The sequence below is a fragment of the Sinomonas sp. P10A9 genome (genome assembly GCF_041022165.1).
GTDB lineage: Bacteria > Actinomycetota > Actinomycetes > Actinomycetales > Micrococcaceae > Sinomonas > Sinomonas puerhi.
In genome coordinates this window covers 924660-941522 of sequence record NZ_CP163302.1, presented here as the reverse complement: position 1 = coordinate 941522, position 16863 = coordinate 924660, and the positions used below count along the sequence as shown (strand labels likewise).

15 protein-coding genes and 2 riboswitches are annotated in these 16863 nt (G+C 68.8%); of the genes, 5 read left to right on the top strand and 10 right to left on the bottom strand.

The genetic code is table 11. The features are described from left to right. Positions 1 to 43: 43 nt before the first annotated feature. A riboswitch (glycine riboswitch) is annotated at positions 44 to 139 on the bottom strand. A 1-nt stretch (position 140) separates the two neighbouring features. Then, a riboswitch (glycine riboswitch) is annotated at positions 141 to 239 on the bottom strand. 222 nt (positions 240 to 461) lie between these two features. Both AB5L97_RS04310 and AB5L97_RS04305 read left to right on the top strand, forming a co-directional pair. Then, positions 462 to 1226, top strand: coding sequence for an EfeM/EfeO family lipoprotein (locus tag AB5L97_RS04310; RefSeq protein WP_369046600.1), 765 nt, complete (start codon positions 462 to 464; stop codon positions 1224 to 1226). An 88-nt stretch (positions 1227 to 1314) separates the two neighbouring features. After that, entirely contained in the window at positions 1315 to 2553 is a 1239-nt protein-coding gene (locus tag AB5L97_RS04305) for a Dyp-type peroxidase (protein ID WP_369046599.1), read from the top strand. A 52-nt stretch (positions 2554 to 2605) separates the two neighbouring features. On the opposite strand, the gene AB5L97_RS04300 is transcribed toward AB5L97_RS04305, so the two are convergent. Further along, positions 2606 to 3067, bottom strand: a complete 462-nt coding sequence (locus AB5L97_RS04300; RefSeq protein WP_369046598.1) for an SRPBCC family protein — start codon at positions 3065 to 3067, stop codon at positions 2606 to 2608. After that, complete coding sequence (locus tag AB5L97_RS04295) at positions 3064 to 3420, bottom strand: ArsR/SmtB family transcription factor (RefSeq protein WP_307957734.1); 357 nt, start codon at positions 3418 to 3420, stop codon at positions 3064 to 3066. Before AB5L97_RS04295 ends, AB5L97_RS04300 begins: the two co-directional genes overlap by 4 nt. 121 nt (positions 3421 to 3541) lie before the next feature. Between AB5L97_RS04295 and AB5L97_RS04290 the strand changes: the two genes are divergently transcribed. Beyond that, positions 3542 to 6049 carry a bifunctional YncE family protein/alkaline phosphatase family protein gene (locus AB5L97_RS04290; RefSeq protein WP_369046597.1) on the top strand — a complete coding sequence of 836 codons (2508 nt, stop codon included), beginning with the start codon at positions 3542 to 3544 and terminating at the stop codon, positions 6047 to 6049. 79 nt (positions 6050 to 6128) lie between these two features. Here the strand turns inward: AB5L97_RS04290 and AB5L97_RS04285 are convergent, their stop codons facing one another. From AB5L97_RS04285 to AB5L97_RS04260, 6 genes are all read right to left on the bottom strand, one after another. Next, positions 6129 to 6317: a hypothetical protein gene (locus tag AB5L97_RS04285; protein ID WP_307957732.1), complete on the bottom strand. Its 189-nt coding sequence runs from the start codon at positions 6315 to 6317 to the stop codon at positions 6129 to 6131. 176 nt (positions 6318 to 6493) lie between these two features. After that, positions 6494 to 7216 carry an excalibur calcium-binding domain-containing protein gene (locus AB5L97_RS04280; RefSeq protein ID WP_369046596.1) on the bottom strand — a complete coding sequence of 241 codons (723 nt, stop codon included), beginning with the start codon at positions 7214 to 7216 and terminating at the stop codon, positions 6494 to 6496. Positions 7217 to 7229: 13 nt separating this feature from the next. Beyond that, on the bottom strand, positions 7230 to 7871 hold the full coding sequence (locus AB5L97_RS04275; RefSeq protein WP_307957730.1) for a GNAT family N-acetyltransferase: 642 nt from the start codon (positions 7869 to 7871) through the stop codon (positions 7230 to 7232). A 67-nt stretch (positions 7872 to 7938) separates the two neighbouring features. Then, positions 7939 to 10512 (bottom strand): Tex family protein, encoded by a 2574-nt coding sequence (locus AB5L97_RS04270; RefSeq protein ID WP_423246841.1) that lies wholly within the window; start codon positions 10510 to 10512, stop codon positions 7939 to 7941. 67 nt (positions 10513 to 10579) lie between these two features. Further along, entirely contained in the window at positions 10580 to 11452 is an 873-nt protein-coding gene (locus AB5L97_RS04265; protein ID WP_369047349.1) for a metal-dependent hydrolase, read from the bottom strand. Between the two features lie 74 nt (positions 11453 to 11526). Next, positions 11527 to 11781, bottom strand: coding sequence for a hypothetical protein (locus AB5L97_RS04260; protein WP_369046595.1), 255 nt, complete (start codon positions 11779 to 11781; stop codon positions 11527 to 11529). A gap of 82 nt (positions 11782 to 11863) precedes the next feature. Between AB5L97_RS04260 and AB5L97_RS04255 the strand changes: the two genes are divergently transcribed. Continuing rightward, complete coding sequence (locus AB5L97_RS04255; RefSeq protein WP_307957728.1) at positions 11864 to 12484, top strand: L-threonylcarbamoyladenylate synthase; 621 nt, start codon at positions 11864 to 11866, stop codon at positions 12482 to 12484. A gap of 86 nt (positions 12485 to 12570) precedes the next feature. Here the strand turns inward: AB5L97_RS04255 and AB5L97_RS04250 are convergent, their stop codons facing one another. Both AB5L97_RS04250 and AB5L97_RS04245 read right to left on the bottom strand, forming a co-directional pair. Next, positions 12571 to 13503: a hypothetical protein gene (locus AB5L97_RS04250; RefSeq protein ID WP_369046594.1), complete on the bottom strand. Its 933-nt coding sequence runs from the start codon at positions 13501 to 13503 to the stop codon at positions 12571 to 12573. 96 nt (positions 13504 to 13599) lie between these two features. After that, complete coding sequence (locus AB5L97_RS04245) at positions 13600 to 14064, bottom strand: GatB/YqeY domain-containing protein (RefSeq protein ID WP_369046593.1); 465 nt, start codon at positions 14062 to 14064, stop codon at positions 13600 to 13602. 619 nt (positions 14065 to 14683) lie between these two features. Here AB5L97_RS04245 and AB5L97_RS04240 point away from each other — a divergent pair. Further along, positions 14684 to 16855 (top strand): transglycosylase domain-containing protein, encoded by a 2172-nt coding sequence (locus tag AB5L97_RS04240; RefSeq protein WP_369046592.1) that lies wholly within the window; start codon positions 14684 to 14686, stop codon positions 16853 to 16855. Positions 16856 to 16863 lie beyond the last annotated feature (8 nt).

Here is a 16863-nt window from a genome sequence, read left to right as displayed (position 1 = left end):
ATCAATCAGGCCAGCCACGGAGGGCCGGCTTTTGACTCCAGTTCCTCCCCGCTCTGTATCGGACCTGAGAGATTCCGCCGGACGAATCCGGCTTGCACCGTCGGTGAACGTCCATGGGGGACGTCGCTTTCCAGAGTTGCCTTTCCGCGGCGGTACAGGTGCCTGAGAGATTCCTGGGGAGGTGTTGCTCCTACGGCGCCCGCTTGCTCATGCTCGCAGGACTCTCCCGCCGCAGATCAAAGGCTGTATTCAGTTGTCTTGTGTCCGCCCGCCAGTGCGAAGGGTGCGAGCACCGGCTTCACGGGCAGAACGGGACGTTCCTATTGTGCCGTGCGCGACGTCACAGAGCAAACAGCCCGTCTCGCCGTCCATTACGCAACGTTCTTGCGTCCTAATTGTGGTTAGCTTAGGCTCACCTTGCTTCGCCTTCAGCCTGGCTGCCCGACCCACTTCCGAGGACCATGATGCCCGCACCCGCCGCGCCCGAGACGATGGCGGACGCCGTTGCCGCCTACCACAGCTACGCCGCCGACCGCCTCTCAGAGTTGCGCGATCATGCCACCTCAATGCGTGCCGCGATCGGCAACGGGGCGGCCGACACGGCGCGCACGGAGTGGCTCGCCGCCCAGCAAGCGTGGCAGCGCGTCGGCGCCGCCTACGGCAGCTTCGGTGAGCTCGGTGGGGCGATCGCGCCGGGATCGCGGGGACTCCAGCAGGGTGCCGCGGATCCTGGCTTCAAAGGCCTGCGTCGGATCGAATACGGCCTGTGGCACGGCCAGGGCGCAGCCGAGCTCGTGCCCGTGGTCGACGAGCTTCTCTCTGACCTCGCCGCCCTCGAGGCCAAGCTGCCCGAGACCGCCGTCGATCCAGCGGACATGCCCCTGCGCGCCCACGAAATCCTCGAGGACGCCCAGCGTGACCACCTTTCGGGCCGCGGCGACCAGGGCTCGGGCCTCGCCCTCGCCCTGACGCGCGCCGACGTCGACGCCACCAAGGAGGTACTCGACCTGATCCGAGGACTCCTCGAGAACCTCAAGCGGGGCTTCCCCGCAAAGCTTGACGGCGAACTCGCCGCCCTCTCGTCCGCCATCGACGCGACCCGTGCCGATGGCGTGTGGACCCCCTTTCCCAGCGTTCCCCTTCCCCAGAGGCAGCAAGTCAACGCCGCGATGGGCAGGGCCCTCGAGTCGCTCGCCCTCGTTCCGGCGCTCTTCTCCACCGACTGACGGCAGACCCGAAGCCCCCGGCCTTCCCGACGCAGCCCCCTCTTCCGAACCCGCGGCTCCGAGCCGCCGATCCGAAAGCCTCATCCCCATGCAGATCGAGCGACGCACCTTCCTCATCGGCGCCTCAGGCGTGGCCGCCGGCGGCCTTATCGGAGCCGCCGCCAACGCGGCCGCCGGACAGGTCCCTGCGGCCCCCGCGGAGGGCACCGACGTCGTCGAATTCCTCGGCACGAACCAGGCTGGCGTCTACCGTCCCGCGCCACAGCAACAGGCCGCGTGCTTTGCCGCCTTCAGGGTCCTGTGCCGGGACGCAGCCGAGCTCGAGGCGCTACTGAAGAGGCTGACCGTCAAGGGGACCGTCCTCGGAGCCGGCCACAAGTCTTCGGCGGCGCTTCCTGCGGTGGAGCAGAGCGGCGTCGACGGCGCTCCGCCCGTGAACTCCGGGGTCATGGGCGAGGACGTGCCCGCCGCCGGCTTCACCATGACGCTCGGCCTCGCAAGCAGCCTCTTCGACAATCCTGCATACGGTCTCGCCGCGAAGAAGCCGAACGGCCTCACCGACATGAAGGTCTTCCCGAAAGACCAGATCGAGGCCGAGTGGACCGGCGGCGACCTCATCCTCCAGCTGTGCGCCGAGTCGTCTGACATGGTCCATTACGCGCTGCGCGACATCATGAAGGCCACTCGGGGACAGCTCCAGCTTCAGTGGAAGATCAACGGTTTCCACAACCGGCCCCGGCCCGACGGCGCGCCCAGAAACCTGTTCGGGTACAAGGACGGGATCGTCAACCCCGCCGAAAGCGAAGAGCTCGTGTGGCTCGGCAGTGGCCCGGGCCAGCCGGCGTGGGCCGAGGGCGGCACGTTCATGGTCGTGAGGATGATCCGCATGCTCGTCGAGTTCTGGGACCGGGTGGGCCTCGGCGAGCAGGACGGCATGATCGGGCGCCACCGCGGGAACGGCGCACCCCTTGGCCAGTCGGCCGAGACGGACACGCCCGACTACGCCTCTGACCCGGACGGCAAGACCATCCCCCTTGACGCCCACATCCGCCTCGCGAACCCGCGGACCAAGGAGACCGCGGGTTCGCGCATGCTCCGCCGGGGCTACAACTACGACCTGGGCGTGGATATGAATGGCAACCTGCAGGCCGGGCTCATCTTCACGTGCTTCCAACAGAACATCCAGGAGCAGTTCGAGGCGACCCAGACCCGACTCGCCGACGAGCCGATGACCGACTACATCGAGCCATTCGGCGGCGGGTACTTCTTCGTGGTGCCGGGGGTGCCAAAGCAGGACGGCTTCCTCGGTGAAGGCCTCTTCGCTTGACGGACGCCGCCGGGGCAAACCGAACGTTCGGCAACCGGGCGGCGTCCGTGTGTCAGGCGCGGACGCGGTCGAGGTAGGCCGCGAGCTGATCGACGAGGCCCCGCGTGCCCTCCTCGCGCAGGGTCGGGTCCTCGTGGCCGTCGAGGTAGACGCCGTGCTCAGTGAGCGTCAGCAGCGTGCCGTCGCCCGCGGGGGCGAGCTCGATGGTCGCGAGCGAGACGGAGAGCTTCGCGCCCGCGAAGGACATCTCGTAGGTGTAGACAATCCGCTCGTTCTCGACGATGTCGTAGTAGTGGCAGTGGAACTCGCTCAGGTGCTCTTCGTCGGGCCCTCCGATGTTGACCTCGGACCCACCAGGGCGGAAGTCCATGGATGGGTCCTTCTGGATCCAGTCGGACGGGCCGACGAACCACTGCATCTTCTCCTCCAGATCGGAGAAGGCTGCGAAGACGCGCTCAGGCGGTGCTGCGAGCGTGCGCGTGACGGTGAAGGTGGACTGGAGCTGCTGGCTCATGATGACTCCTTCGGGTGGGAGGTCGCCTCGAGGAAGGCCTCGAGGCGGTCGACGGCGCGCTCCTGCCGCAGGCGCCGCGCGTGCAGCCAGGACTCGGCCGCACGGAGGGCGTCCGGCGCGAGGGTGCACGTGCGCACCCGGCCGGACTTCGCCGTCGTGATGAGGCCAGCTCCCTCGAGGACGGCGAGATGCTGGACGACGGCGGGGAGGCTCACCCCGAGCGGGGCGGCGAGGGCACTCACGGAGGCGGGCCCTTCGCAGAGGCGGGTCACGATCGCCCTGCGGCGCGGATCGGACAGCGCATGGAACGCGGCGTCGAGCCCGTCCACCTCACCGTCCGAATACTTAATCACATGCTTAAGTATCTGTATCTGGATGATCCTGTCAACTCCCAGCTGACTCCAAGCATCTGTGCACCTGATCGTCACCTGAAGATGGCTCTCGGTTAACAGGCTCCGGAGTACCCTCACGCCCATGACGAGACCCTCAAAGACCACGCGAAGAACCATCGTCGCCACCACCGCCCTCGCTCTTGCCGGCGGGGGCATTGCTGTAGCTGTAGGCCCGCTCGTCGCGGGCCCCTCGACAGACGGCACCGCCATCACTCCGACTGGACAGCGCGTGACCCCGTGGGGCACCCAGACCGTGCTCGGGGACCTCCCCCTCAACTCGGCACTCTCCCCCGACGGCAAGCACCTCCTCGTGACGAACAACGGCCAGGGGACGCAGTCGATCCAACTCGTGGACGTCGGCGATCATGAGGTTGAGCAGACGCTTCCGTACAAGTCCCCCGAATCGGTCTACGTGGGCCTCGCCTGGAGCCCGGATGGCACGAAGGCGTACGCGAGCGCCGCGGCGAACTCCAAGATCCGCACCTACACGTATGCGGGCGGAAAGCTGACCGAGGGCGCGGCCCTCGCCCTCCCGACCACAACGCCCGACGGCAAACCACTCACCCTCTACCCTGCCGGGCTTGCAGTAACCCCAGACGGGAAGCGGATCGTGGTGGCAGACCAGCTCGGCAACGCGGTCTCTGTTGTCGACATGTCGAGCGGCGCGGTCCACACGGCTGCGGCCGGGAACCGGCCGGTCGGCGTCGTGCTGTCCTCGGACGGGAAGACCGCCTACGTGACCAATCAGGGCGAGTCGAGCGTCAGCGTGGTGGACGTCTCCGGCGCTCAGCCCGCCGTCGTGCGCACGCTCGCTGCGGGCCTGCACCCGAACAAGGCTGCGCTCACCGCGGACGGCGCGACCCTCTTCGTCGCGAACGCCGACGACGACACCGTGAGCGCGATCGACACAGCGAGCGGGACGGCGAGGAGCATCAGCCTCGCACCGTCCAACGACGCTCCGGTCGGCACGAACCCCACTGGCCTTGCCCTCGATGAGAAGGACGGTCGCCTGTTCGTGGCGAACTCGGGCAATAACGACGTCGCGGTGGTCAGCCTCGGCGACCACCGCGTCACGGGCGTGATCCCGAGCGCGTGGTACCCATCCTCGCTCGCGTTTCGCGATGGCACGCTCCTCGTGACCAACGCGAAGGGCCTTGGGGCCGGTCCCAACGACGGCCCGGGCCACCCGGATCCCACCGTCCCGGGCTTCCCCGCCGAGAACCAGTACTCGGGATCGATGATCAAGGGCACGCTCTCGAGCTATGAGGTCCCCGACGGCGGCCAGCTTCAGAAGGCCACCGAGCAGGTCAAGAACAACAACCGGCCCTCCAAGGCCGGCGTCGGCGCCGTGGTGCCCGCCCAGCCCGGCGGTGAGACCCCGATCAAGCACGTGATCTACGTAGTCAAGGAGAACCGCACGTACGATCAGGTGCTCGGCAACCTCGGGAAGGGCAACGGCGAGGCCAGCCTGAACCTGTTTGGCGACGATTCCGCCCCGAACACCCGTGCGCTTGCGAGGCAGTTCACCACGATCGACAACTTCTACGCCGACGCCGAGGTCAGCGCGAACGGCTGGAACTGGGTCACGCAGGCCAACTCGAACCCGTACGCCGAGCAGATGTGGCCGCAGAACTACTCCGGCCGATCCCGCGTGTACCCGTCTGAGAACAACACCCCAGAGATCGCGTCGCAGAATCCCAGCGAAGCCTACGTGTGGCAGCGCCTCGACAAGGCCGGCGTGAGCTTCCGCAACTACGGGTTCTTCGTCAGCAACACCGCGGGCGGTGCCGTCGCGGCCGACCCCGTGCTCAACGCCCAGACGGACCATGCCTACCGTGGCTACGACATGAACTGCCCCGATTCGTCCGGGACAGTCGCGATCGCCAAGCCGACCTGCACGACGCCGCGCATCGACGAATGGATCAACGATTTCGGCGCCCGCGCCAAGGCCGGCACCGTTCCCGCGGTCCAGTTCGTGCGCCTGCCGAACGACCACACCCAGGGCACAAGGGTCGGCGCCCCGACGCCGCAGGCCTACGTCGCGGACAACGACTACGCGCTCGGGCGGCTTGTGGACACGGTCTCGCACTCCGAGATGTGGAAGGACACCGCGATCTTCGTGACCGAGGACGACGCCCAGAACGGCGCCGACCACGTCGACGCCCACCGCACCCTCGCACTGGCCATCAGCCCGTACACCCAGACGGGCAAGGTCGACTCGACGTTCTACTCGACCGCGTCGATGATCCGCACCATCGGTCTCATCGCCGGCTTCAAGCCGCTGACCCAGTTCGACGCCTACGCGACGCCGATGAACGCCTCATTCACCGGACAGCCCCGGATGGAGGCGTACACCGCGATCAAGCCGAGCTACCTCATGGGCACGCTCAACACGGCCACGGCCCCGCTCGCCGCGCAGTCGTCCGCCCAGGACCTGACGAAGGAGGACCAGATCAACGAGCGAACCTTCAACGAGGCAATCTGGAAATCAGTCAAGGGTGCTGACTCAACCATGCCCGCGCCGCAGCACAACGTGATCGGCTCCGGCACCCCGCCGACCGCCTCCGACCCGGACGGCGACGGCCGCTAACCTGCTATCGAACGATGGAGGGGCCCCGATCCGTGCGGATCGGGGCCCCTCCTCTCGATGACGGACCTATGCGGGCAGCTCAGCCTGCTATCCGGGACTGGTCGTGGTGAAGCCGCCCCCGCAACGCCTCCGTGGAACGCTTGAGGGCGCGGAACGCACCCAGCATCACTGCCGTGCCGACGAAGGCCACGACGCCGGTCACGAATAGCAGCGCCCCGAGGGCGACGGTGCCGAAGAAAACGGCGGTCTGAAGGTTGAACTCGAACATGGCTCCACTCACTCTGGGCCCCACCCAGTTGGGACCCACGTCAATTCTGACGCGCCAAATCCTCGAAATGATCGCAGATCCGAGTGTTCATCTGTGATCCTGGCCACGTGGTCAGCGGGCGTCCAGCACCGGGCCCCGGACGTGCAGTGCTGCGCAGACGTGCCGTGCGGCGGATGTCAGTCGCCGGCGCAGGCCACACCGTTGTTGTTCACGTCCAGCCTGGTGCTGTAGCCGGGGTCGCCGGGCAAGAGCGATGCGATGCCCGCTGCGTGCACGGCTTTGCAGTTCCGGTAGCTCGGAGTGGGCTGGGGCGTGGCTGCCGGGACGGGCGCGACGGCCGCGGGCGTGGGCGCCGGGGGCGCCACCCCGACGGGAACTGCTGGGACCGACGGGCTGGGGGTCGCAACGCTCGTGGGAGGGTTGAGCGCGGTCGCGGTGGTCAGTCCGGTCGCGGTTCCGGTGGACGACGGCGAAGGGAAGGATCCCTGCGTTGCGGGCGAGCCCGACGGCAACCGGCTGCCCACGGCAGTGCCCGCGAGCGCCGAGTTCCACGTCCCGGCGAAGGCCTGGAACGAGACGGCGCCGACGGCGAGCAGGATTGCGATCAGGGCACTCCAGATCGCGGCGGTCGGGACGAACGTGGCGCCAACCGACCGTTGGGCGTGCGACTTCCAGAACAGCGCTGTCCCGAGCACGATCGCCGCGGCGACAATCACAGCCACGGGTGCAAGGGCGATCCCCGTACAGACGAGGGCAACGGCTGAGGCCGAGACCACCCACACCGTGGGCTTGACCCGGGGGCCAGCTGCCCGCGGCCGTCGCGGCGCCTCCGCTCCCACTGAACCACCCGCGGCCGGTGTAGCGCTCGTAGCCTCGACGACTGGCAGTTCCTCGGTCACCAAACCAAGCTCGTCAGCCAACACTGTTGCCCATCCTTTCTACTCCGCGGGCCTCCCACTCCTCGCGCAGCACGCCGAAGACCACGTCGTCGAAGAGCTCGCCCCGCACCTTGCGGGCCTTCCTGAACCGGGCCTCCTCGGTGAACCCCAGCTTCACCCCGATGCGGCACATGCCCTCATTGCCGCTCCAGGTGGCGAAGTCGAGCCGGTCACTGTCCGTGGCCCCGAACAGGTAGCCGGTCCACAAGGTCAGGGCCTCGGTGCCATAGCCGCCGGACCAGTGGGCGGGGTCGTAGATGGCGAGCCCGAGGCGCCGCCACGGCAGGAGAGCGGTGCCGTCCTCTGACCCCGCACTCGGCCGCTCGTGCCAGTACCAGGAGACCTGACCGATGAACTCGCCCGAGGCCGCGTCCGCAATGGCGAGGTGCTCGCGCACGGCCGGCCAGTCGCCGTCGTGCGCGCGCTTCGCGAGCGAGGCGCACCATCCGTCCGCGCCCTCGGCCGTCCAGCGGGAGTAGTAGGGGCCGTCGTAGAGCTGCCAGTCGTGCATGCCGGTCGGGGGCGGGACGATCCAGTGACGCAACGCCTCGATGTCGCGGGGCGTCCAGTCCCGCAGGATCACGCGGGAGCCGGTAAGGAGCACAGGGTCGGTCACCGCCCCACCATACAAGCCCTCCGGAAACGGCAAGCGAACGCTCTCCCCTCCTGACCTTGCCGGCCCGTCAGCGGGCAAGCCCCGCCCGGCGGAGCGCGTCCGCGAGCGCGGTGTCCGCCGCCGGCTGGCCCTGACCGCCGGGCTTGCCTCCGCTACCCTGCCGTGGTGCGCCGCCGTCACCAGTCCGGGACGCGCCGCCGTTCGAGCGCCGTGCCCCGCGCTGGTCCCCTGGCTTGCGCTGATCGTCCGGCTTGGTTGGTCCCGCTCCCTCGGACGCACGACGCCGCTCCTCGCCTCCGCGCGCGGGCTTGCCCACGCCACGCTCGGCACCGACCTCGTCGTCGAGCCGGAGGGTCAGGGAGATGCGTTTGCGGGCGACGTCAACCTCCAAGACCTTGACCTTCACGATCTGCCCCGACTGCACCACCTCCCGCGGGTCCGAGATGAACCTCGAGCTCATCGCGGAGACATGCACAAGTCCGTCCTGGTGCACGCCGAGGTCAACGAACGCCCCGAAGGCGGCAACGTTGGAGACCGTGCCCTCGAGGATCATGCCCGGCTTGACGTCATTGATGCTCTCGACGCCCTCCTTGAGGGAAGCCGTGACGAATTCGGGCCGGGGATCCCGGCCTGGCCGGACGAGCTCGGCCATGACATCCCTCACGGTGGGTATGCCGAACCGCTCGTCCGCGAACTGCGCCGGGTCCAGCGTTGCGACGCGCTCCTTGGACCCGCCGGCCGCCTCGAGGATGCGGGCAGCCAGTCCATACGCCTCGGGGTGCACGGCCGATGCGTCGAGCGGCTGTCTGCCGCCCGTGATCCGCAGGAATCCGGCGCACTGCTCGAATGCCTTCTCGCCCAGCCGCGGGACCTTCTTGAGCGCGGCGCGGGAGGGGAACACGCCGTTCGCATCCCGGTATTCCACGATGTTTCGGCTCAGCGTCGGGCCGAGCCCGGCAACCCTCGCGAGGAGCGCGGGCGAGGCGGTGTTGACGTCCACGCCGACTGCGTTGACGCAGTCCTCGACCACCGCGTCGAGGGTCCGCTCGAGCTTCGCCTGCGTGACGTCGTGCTGGTACTGGCCGACGCCGATCGACTTGGGGTCGATCTTGACAAGCTCTGCGAGGGGGTCCTGTAGCCGCCGGCCGATGGACACGGCCCCGCGCAGGGACACATCGAGCTCGGGCAGTTCTGCCGAGGCCAGCGCGGAGGCGGAGTACACGGAAGCGCCGGCCTCGGACACGATGACCTTGGCGCTGCGGGGCATCCCGAGCCGGGTCAGCAGCTCGCCCGCGAGGCGGTCTGTCTCACGGCTCGCGGTTCCGTTGCCCACGGCCACGAGTTCGACGCCGTGCTCGCGGCACAGCTTCTCGAGCACCGCGAGCGCCTCGGTCCACTTCTTGGCCGGGGCGTGGGGATAGATCGTCGCCGTGTCCACCACCTTGCCGGTCCCGTCGACGACGGCAACCTTCACACCCGTCCGCAGGCCTGGGTCGAGCCCGAGCACCGCGCGGTTGCCCGCTGGGGCTGCGAGGAGGACGTCGCGGAGGTTGGCTGCGAAGACCTTGACGGACTCCTCCTCGGCCGCATCGAACAGCCGGGACCGGAGATCCGATTCGAGCTTGGCCAGGAGCCGGCCCTGCCACGCGACCTTGACGGTCTGCGCGAGCCACTTCCCGGCCGGAGTGCTGGAGCCGCCGCGGACGCCGAGCGCATGGGCAACGGCCGCCTCATAGCCGGCACGGGCCTCTGCCAGCGCGGTGTCGTCGCGGGGATCGGCCTCGGCGATCTCAAGGGAGATCGCGCCCTCCCGCTCTCCGCGCAGGAGCGCGAGCACTCGGTGGCCCGGGAGCGTGTCGACGCGCTGGACGTAGTCCTCGAAGTCGGCGTACTTGCCCTCACCCGTGGCCCCGGGAGCGGGTGACGGCGCTGAACCCGGGCGCGCCGTCGCCCCCGGACGCCCGGAGTCGTGGGCTCGGTTCTTCCCCGGTGCCTTCGCCTCGGAATGGACCCGACCTCCGCGGAAGAGCCGCTCGCGGAGGTCGGCGACGAGCTCCGCGTCCTGCCCGGCGCGTTCGGTGAGGATGGCGCGGGCGCCGGCGAGCGCGTCCTGCGCGCTCGCGACGCCGAGCCCCTCGTTGAGGTAGGCGGCGGCGAGCGCGTCGAGATCCTGGGCAGGGTCCGCGAGGAGCGCGTCCGCGAGCGGCTCGAGGCCGGCCTCCCGCGCGATCTGGGCGCGGGTGCGGCGCTTGGACTTGTACGGAAGGTACAGGTCCTCGAGCTGCGACTTTGTGGCGGCGGCGGCGATCGAGGCCTGCAGCTCGACTGTGAGGGCGCCCTGCTCGGCGATCGAGGCGAGGACCGCACGGCGTCGATCCTCGAGCTCGCGCAGGTACCGCAGGCGTTCCTCGAGGTCGCGCAGCTGGGCGTCGTCGAGCGTTCCGGTGACTTCCTTGCGGTAGCGGGCGATGAACGGGACCGTGGCGCCTCCGTTCAGGAGCCCGACGGCGGCGTCCACCTGCCACGGCGACACACCGAGCTCGGCCGCTATGGTGCGCGAGATCGCGGCCGCGGTCTCCTCTTCGCCGGGAAGTTCGGCGAGGGAAGGCCCGGGATCGGCGGGGTGGGGCAGGGGCGTCACAGTGCTCACCGTTCTACTGTGCCCTACTCCACCGACATTGCTCGACCATCGCTCGCGATGGCTGCCGTCATCGGGACACGATCCCCCACAGGGCGCTGGCCCACACGAGGCCTCCGCGGCCGAGCTCCGCGACGGCGGTGCCAACGCCGATGATCGCGTACAGGCTGACGGGGACCAGCATGAGCCACTCCCGCCACGAGCCCGCGTCGCCGAGGATCGGGAGGGAGAGGTGGCCACCCCGCCGCCACACCGTCCGGATGATCGGGGTCTTGTGCATGAACGTGGGCCGTCGGAAGCGCAGCGGCCAGATCAGGTTGCAGCCACCCGTGGTCAGCAGGTCCCCCGCAATGTGAACGGCCGCGCCGATGCCGACGGCGAGCGGGAACCAGTCCGGCTGGTCGGGCGCATTGAGGGCGACGAAGGCGGCCAGCGGCAGGGAAAGGACCCAGGGAAGCTTCTTCACGCCGTCCGGAAGGATGCCGAGGACCTTCGCCGCGAACGAGACCAGCAGGAGCGAGACGAGTCCGGTCCCGACGTACAGCGTGCCCCACAGCGGTGTCTCGACCGTCCAGCGGCCGGCGAACCACGCCATCGCAACGAACGCGGCGATGCCCACGAGGGAGTGCGTGCCATTGCGATGACCACCGGCGATCGCCCCGACGCTCGCGCACACCACGTTCGAGACGGGCGGGAGCGACTGGGCGATCGTCGCGCTGCGGTGGTCTGCGTCGGGCAGGAGGGCGGCGCCGGCCGTGACGAGGGCGCCCACGATGACGCTCGTGGGGGTCCCCTCGAAGATCGGCCACCCGACGTCGAACGCCACATTCCCAAGGCCCGCCTCGGGAGGGAACAGCGCCGTCACGAACGTCAGGTCGTAGTGGACACGCGTAGTCAACGCGACCCAGGCTGCTGCGCCACAGGCCGCGTGGTGGGGCCCCATCATCGTGCAGGGGCCTGATCCCAAGGGCTAGGAAAGCGTCGGGACGGTGGTTCGGAGTCTTCCACGGGCGGAGCTCAGGCCGTGCAATCGGCGCATGCGCCGGCCTCGAGGTCGCCATCGGCCAGCACTGCGCCGCAGTCCCGGCACCACGAGTGGGCAGCGAGATCGGCACAGCTCGCGCACACCGCATCCTCCAACGGGGCTAGGGCATGGCCGCAGTCGATGCAGGCTTCCTCGAGGAGGGAGAGATGAGGGCGCCCTGTATGCCCGGCGCCCGGGCGGGTCCTGACGTCGCCCGAGGCGGGGTTGGCGACTGCTGCTGTGCTCATACAACGAGGCTAGAGACGGGGTCCGACATTTCTCGTCCGCGGTCCCGGAGAGTTGCGGATTCGCTGGCGTAGGCTGGCCGCCATGGCCAGATTCTTCGATGTCCACCCGGTCGATCCGCAGCCCCGGTCGATAGCCCAGGTCGTGCAGATCCTGCGGGAGGGCGGTCTCATCGCGTATCCGACGGACTCGTGCTACGCCCTCGGGGCGATGATGGGCAACCGTGAGGCACTGGACCGGATCCGCCAGATCAGGCATCTCGACGACAAGCACCACTTCACGCTCGTGTGCGCCGAATTCGCCCAGCTCGGGCAGCTCGTCGAGATGCCCAACGACGTGTTCAGGGCCATCAAGGCCGTCACGCCGGGCCCCTATACATTCATCCTCCCGGCTACGCGGGAGGTTCCCAAGCGCATGCTGCACCCCAAGAAGAAGTCGGTGGGCGTGCGTATCCCCGACCACTCCGTGGTCCGGGCACTGCTGAGGGAGCTCGGCGAGCCCCTCCTCTCCTCGACCCTGCTCCTGCCGGGGGATGAGGATCCGCTCACGGATGGCTGGGAGATCAAGGAACGGCTCGACAACGTCCTGGACGCCGTGATCGACGCGGGTGAGTGCGGGTCGGAGCCCACTACCGTGGTTGACTTCACCTCCGGTGCCGCCGAGATCGCCCGCTACGGTGCCGGCGACCCGAGCCGCTTCGAATAGCCACAGCGTCCATGAGCCGCAGCCGGGACAAGCGGGCGACGGCGGGTGCCCACCCGCCGTCGTGCGCTCACCGGACGCGGTGCGCGTCAGCCGAACGAGGCCGGCAGTGGGAAGCCTCCGCCGTCGAGGCAGCCGTTCTGACCAGACAGATTGGCGTAGCCCTTCAGGTGGTCGTAGGCCCAGTTGCTCCAGTTCCCCTGGATCTTCCATTGGGTCTTGTTCGCGAACGTCACGTAGTCCGAGCCGAAGGACCAGGCGCACTTGTCCGCGTTCTCGCTCCCTGACCCGTCATACCAGGCGTTGAGGTTGGGGTCCGTCCGAGCCTCGCTCAGCTCGTGCCCGCTCACGTTCGCAAGCGCCTGGAGGCCTTGGCTCTCGCTGCTGACCGTGGAGTTCGGGTCGCAGCCCGGGTCGCCGTCGAGCTTGAAGAAGAAGGCGTACTGGACATGGAAACCGTTGACGGTCCCGTCGGAGTGCCACGCGCAGTACCGAGCGCGGCCCCGGGGAATGTCGGTGTAGACGGCGTAGTAGCCGCGACCGGACGTATCCGGGTTGGTGATGGCCCTCCCGACCTCGGCGAGGACCGCGGACTGCGAGGACGAGGCGGGCGAGCTGTCCTGCACGTGCCCGTTGTACGTCATGGTGGACGTCACCGCGACTGGCCCGGACTGCGTGTACTCGTCCGAGGTGCGCGCGTACTCGCTCGCGCTCATGCCGCCGTAGAAACGGTCGAGGCCCGAGATCTTATCGCCCGCGTCGGTCGGCCACGTCGTCCCCCAGAAGATGGCGCGAACATCCGGCACAACGTCCAGGATGGTGCCGCCGTGGTAGGTCATATCGGGCGACTGGGTGGCGCGGGCCTGCCGCGGCGGAACACCGCGTGCAAGGCTCACGTGCGCGTTGCCGGCCGGATCGGGTTCCGGCCGCGCCGCCGTTGCGCTCGGCGCGGCCAGGACGGCTGCGAGGAGGAGCGCGGAGACAGCATATGCGGTGCGGCGAACAGCTTCTGAAGCAGTCACGGTGTGCCCTTCTCGCAGCGGGCGGGACCGTTGGGGTGAGGTCCCTGACGCGATGATAGGCGTCGCCGGGCTGCGCGAGAAGAAGCTGAGCCGCGCCTAGGCGAGCTTCGCCCGGACGATCTCACTGACCGCCTTGCCGTCGAATCGGCCAGCCACCTCGGCGGTGACGGGCTTCATGACCTGGCCCATCTGCCGCATGGTGAGCTCGGTGCCGTCCGCGGCCAAGGCCGCGATGGCGTCATCGACGATCTTCTCGACGTCCTCGCGCGTGAGCGGGGCCGGCAGGTAGGCCTCGATGACCTCGGCCTCGGCCACCTCCGCGGCCGCGCGATCGTCCTCCCCCGCCGCGGCGTAGATCTCCGCGGTCTCGCGGCGCTTGGACGCCTCTTTCTGCAGCAGCGAGGTGAGCTGCGCGTCGTCGAGCGTCACCGGCTCCTTCCCCGACTTCTCCCGCGTCTCGATCTCGCCGAGCACGTTGCGCACTGTGATCAGTGCGGTCTTGTTGCCGGACTTCATGTGGGTCACGACGTCGGCCTGGAGCCGCTCCTTGAGCGTGGGCATGGACGCACCTTCCTCTGTCTGTTGGCCTTCCGCGTCTGTCCACGGACCGTCTGCCTCAAGGGTAGGCGCTCCTACAATGGAAGAAGCCTTGAGGAGGTCCCCGTGGGACACCAGCGCTACAGAGTCCGGGGCCTGCGGCACGTCCGACCGTACCGCCGCTCCACGGCTCCGGCACGCCCCGTGCCGGTTCCGCGCCCGGAGGCCCCAAGTCATCAGGAGCGAGCACCGTATTCCGTCGTCGCATGGCCTCGCCCGCGGAAGGCGGCGGCCGTGGCGTCCCTCGCGGCCAGGTGGCTCATCGTCGCGATCCTTTGTCTGGCGGTGCTCGACGTCGCGCGCGTCGCCGGGGTCCCGCTCGTCCTGATCGTTCTGGTATGGACCGGTTCCAGGGTGGCGCGAGGTCGACGGCGCCGGCTGCTCGGGCGCCCGTGGTACCCGGGGCCGGACATGCGTGATGGCCCCGCGCGGGCGTCCTCCCTCCCGCCCCCGGAGCCCCGGGCCGAGCCGCGGAGGCCAGACCGCGGCAACCCCTACGATCTCGAGACCTACCTGAAGCGGCAGGGCGAAGAGAGGCCGTAAAGTTATCGTCCACCTCACACTGGCCCCCTAGGATCGAACCATGGGGAGAGCCAAGGACGCATCCGCCGCCTTCGGGCGACTCATCGCCTTCCTCGCGGTCAGTGGCCTGTGCGGAGCACTCGTGGCGGGGATCTTCATGCCGGTCGCGGCCGCGACTTGGGGCGCCACGAACGGCACCGTCCAGTTCTTCGACAACCTGCCGAGCGAGCTCAGCGTCTCCCCACCGGACCTCGTGACCAAGATGGTGGCGGCCGACGGCTCGGAAATCGCGACCCTCTACAACGAGAACCGAACGCCGGTAAGCCTCGATGCAATGTCCCCCAACATCAAGAACGCGATCATCGCGGTCGAGGACTACCGGTTCTACGATCACGGAGGCATCGACACCGCAGGGGTCCTGCGCGCCGTCATCGCCAACGTCAAGGGCGACAGGCAGGGTGCCTCCACGCTCACGCAGCAGTACGTGGCCAACGTTCTCAAGGAGAACCTGCTGGCCCAGGGCCAGGATCCCACCGTGGTGCTGAACGGCCAGAAGAGCATCGGCGACAAGCTGCGCGAGATGAAGCTCTCTATCGCCCTCGAGAAGAAGAACTCGAAGGACGACATCCTCGCCGGCTACCTCAACATCGTCTTCTTCAACACGCATGCGTACGGCATCCAGGCCGCGAGCCAGTACTTCTTCTCGGTCAACGCGAAGGACCTCACGCTCCCCCAGGCGGCACTCCTCGCGGGAGTGGTCAACGGCCCGAGCGTCTACGACCCGACAGCCCGCCCGGGCCCCTCGGTCGAGCGGCGCAACCTCGTGCTCGATGCGATGCTCAAGCACGGCTACATCAGCCAGAAGGAGCACGACGACGCCGTCGCGACTCCGCTTGAGCTCAAGGTCAATCCGCCGAGGCAGGGGTGCGCCTACGCCGTCCAGGCCCAGTACTTCTGCGACTTCGTGCTGCACCAGATCCTCAACGACCCCGCGTACGGGGCGAGCCCGGACGAGCGCTACCAGAAGGTCACCCGCAGCGGCCTCACGATCACCACGACCCTCGATCCCCGCCTCCAAGGCCCCGCCCAGGCGCAGGTCGACTCGACTGCGGGCCCCAACCCGGACAAATGGGGCACCGCTCTGGTCACCGTGCAGCCGGGCACGGGCAGGGTCCTCTCGATGGCGCAGAACACGCGCATACTCCCTGGCCAGGGCAAGGACTTCGTCACGAGCTACAACTTCGGCGTGGACCGTACGGATGCCAACGGCAACGACCTCGGCGGCGCGGGCGGATTCCAGCCGGGCTCGGCGATGAAGCCCGTGACGCTCGCCGCGTGGCTCGGCGAGGGAAAGCCCACGGACCAGATCGTCAACGCCGCGCAGCGGCGCTACCCCCTCAACCACCCGTGGCGGGACACGTGCACACGGGTCATCGGCGCCTATGACTCCTCTACCGTGGCCAGCCTCGGGACCTCGGGGGACCTCCAGAATGACGAGCCCCAGTGGTACCGCCCCATGACGGTCCGCGAGGGCGTCTACCAGTCCATCAACACGGCCACCTTCGCCTCGGCGGCGGGCCTGAATGACTTCTGCGACATCCAGCGCGCCGCCGACGCGCTCGGGATGCACAACGGCGAGGGCGCTGGCGCGAAGCTCGACATGTCCGTGCTCGGCAACCTGCTCGGCGGCCCGAACATCGCCCCCCTGACGATGGCCTCCGCCTACGCCACGTTCGCGGCGAACGGCACGTACTGCGCGCCGTGGTCGATCACGGACGTCACCGACTCGCACGGCAAGCGGATCGGCGGCCAGGCCCAGGCATGCCAGCCCGGGTCCATCAAGCCTGACGTGGCAAAGGCCGTGACGAACGTCCTGCAGGATGTGCTGACCAAGGGCTCGGGCTACAACATCAAGGACAACGCCGGCAAGACCATCTACCTCGGCGTGCCCGACGCCGCCAAGACCGGCACGAACGAGTTCAACAGCGAGACCTGGGTCATTGGCTACACGCGGGGCCTCGCGACCGCATCCTACTTCGGCGAGGCGCTGGGGAACCCCGAGGATCACCTCGGCCGGAATGTGATCGTCAACGGGCGCTTCTGGCCCGTGGTCGACGGCGCGTACATCGCCGGCCCGCAGTGGGCCTACTACATGCAGAAGGCCATCGGGCTCTACGATCGCGGCCCGTTCGACGCTCCGCCCCCCAGCCTGATCACGCCCGGGAAGAAGTAGGGTCCGCA

What these genes read in the sequence shown, in the direction of transcription:
- AB5L97_RS04310 (WP_369046600.1), top strand. Translation starts at nt 462, where the DNA reads ATGATGCCCGCACCCGCCGCGCCCGAGACGATGGCGGACGCCGTTGCC.
- AB5L97_RS04305 (WP_369046599.1), top strand. Translation starts at nt 1,315, where the DNA reads ATGCAGATCGAGCGACGCACCTTCCTCATCGGCGCCTCAGGCGTGGCC.
- AB5L97_RS04300 (WP_369046598.1), bottom strand. Translation starts at nt 3,067, where the DNA reads ATGAGCCAGCAGCTCCAGTCCACCTTCACCGTCACGCGCACGCTCGCA.
- AB5L97_RS04290 (WP_369046597.1), top strand. Translation starts at nt 3,542, where the DNA reads ATGACGAGACCCTCAAAGACCACGCGAAGAACCATCGTCGCCACCACC.
- AB5L97_RS04285 (WP_307957732.1), bottom strand. Translation starts at nt 6,317, where the DNA reads ATGTTCGAGTTCAACCTTCAGACCGCCGTTTTCTTCGGCACCGTCGCC.
- AB5L97_RS04265 (WP_369047349.1), bottom strand. Translation starts at nt 11,452, where the DNA reads ATGGGGCCCCACCACGCGGCCTGTGGCGCAGCAGCCTGGGTCGCGTTG.
- AB5L97_RS04260 (WP_369046595.1), bottom strand. Translation starts at nt 11,781, where the DNA reads ATGAGCACAGCAGCAGTCGCCAACCCCGCCTCGGGCGACGTCAGGACC.
- AB5L97_RS04255 (WP_307957728.1), top strand. Translation starts at nt 11,864, where the DNA reads ATGGCCAGATTCTTCGATGTCCACCCGGTCGATCCGCAGCCCCGGTCG.
- AB5L97_RS04245 (WP_369046593.1), bottom strand. Translation starts at nt 14,064, where the DNA reads ATGCCCACGCTCAAGGAGCGGCTCCAGGCCGACGTCGTGACCCACATG.
- AB5L97_RS04240 (WP_369046592.1), top strand. Translation starts at nt 14,684, where the DNA reads ATGGGGAGAGCCAAGGACGCATCCGCCGCCTTCGGGCGACTCATCGCC.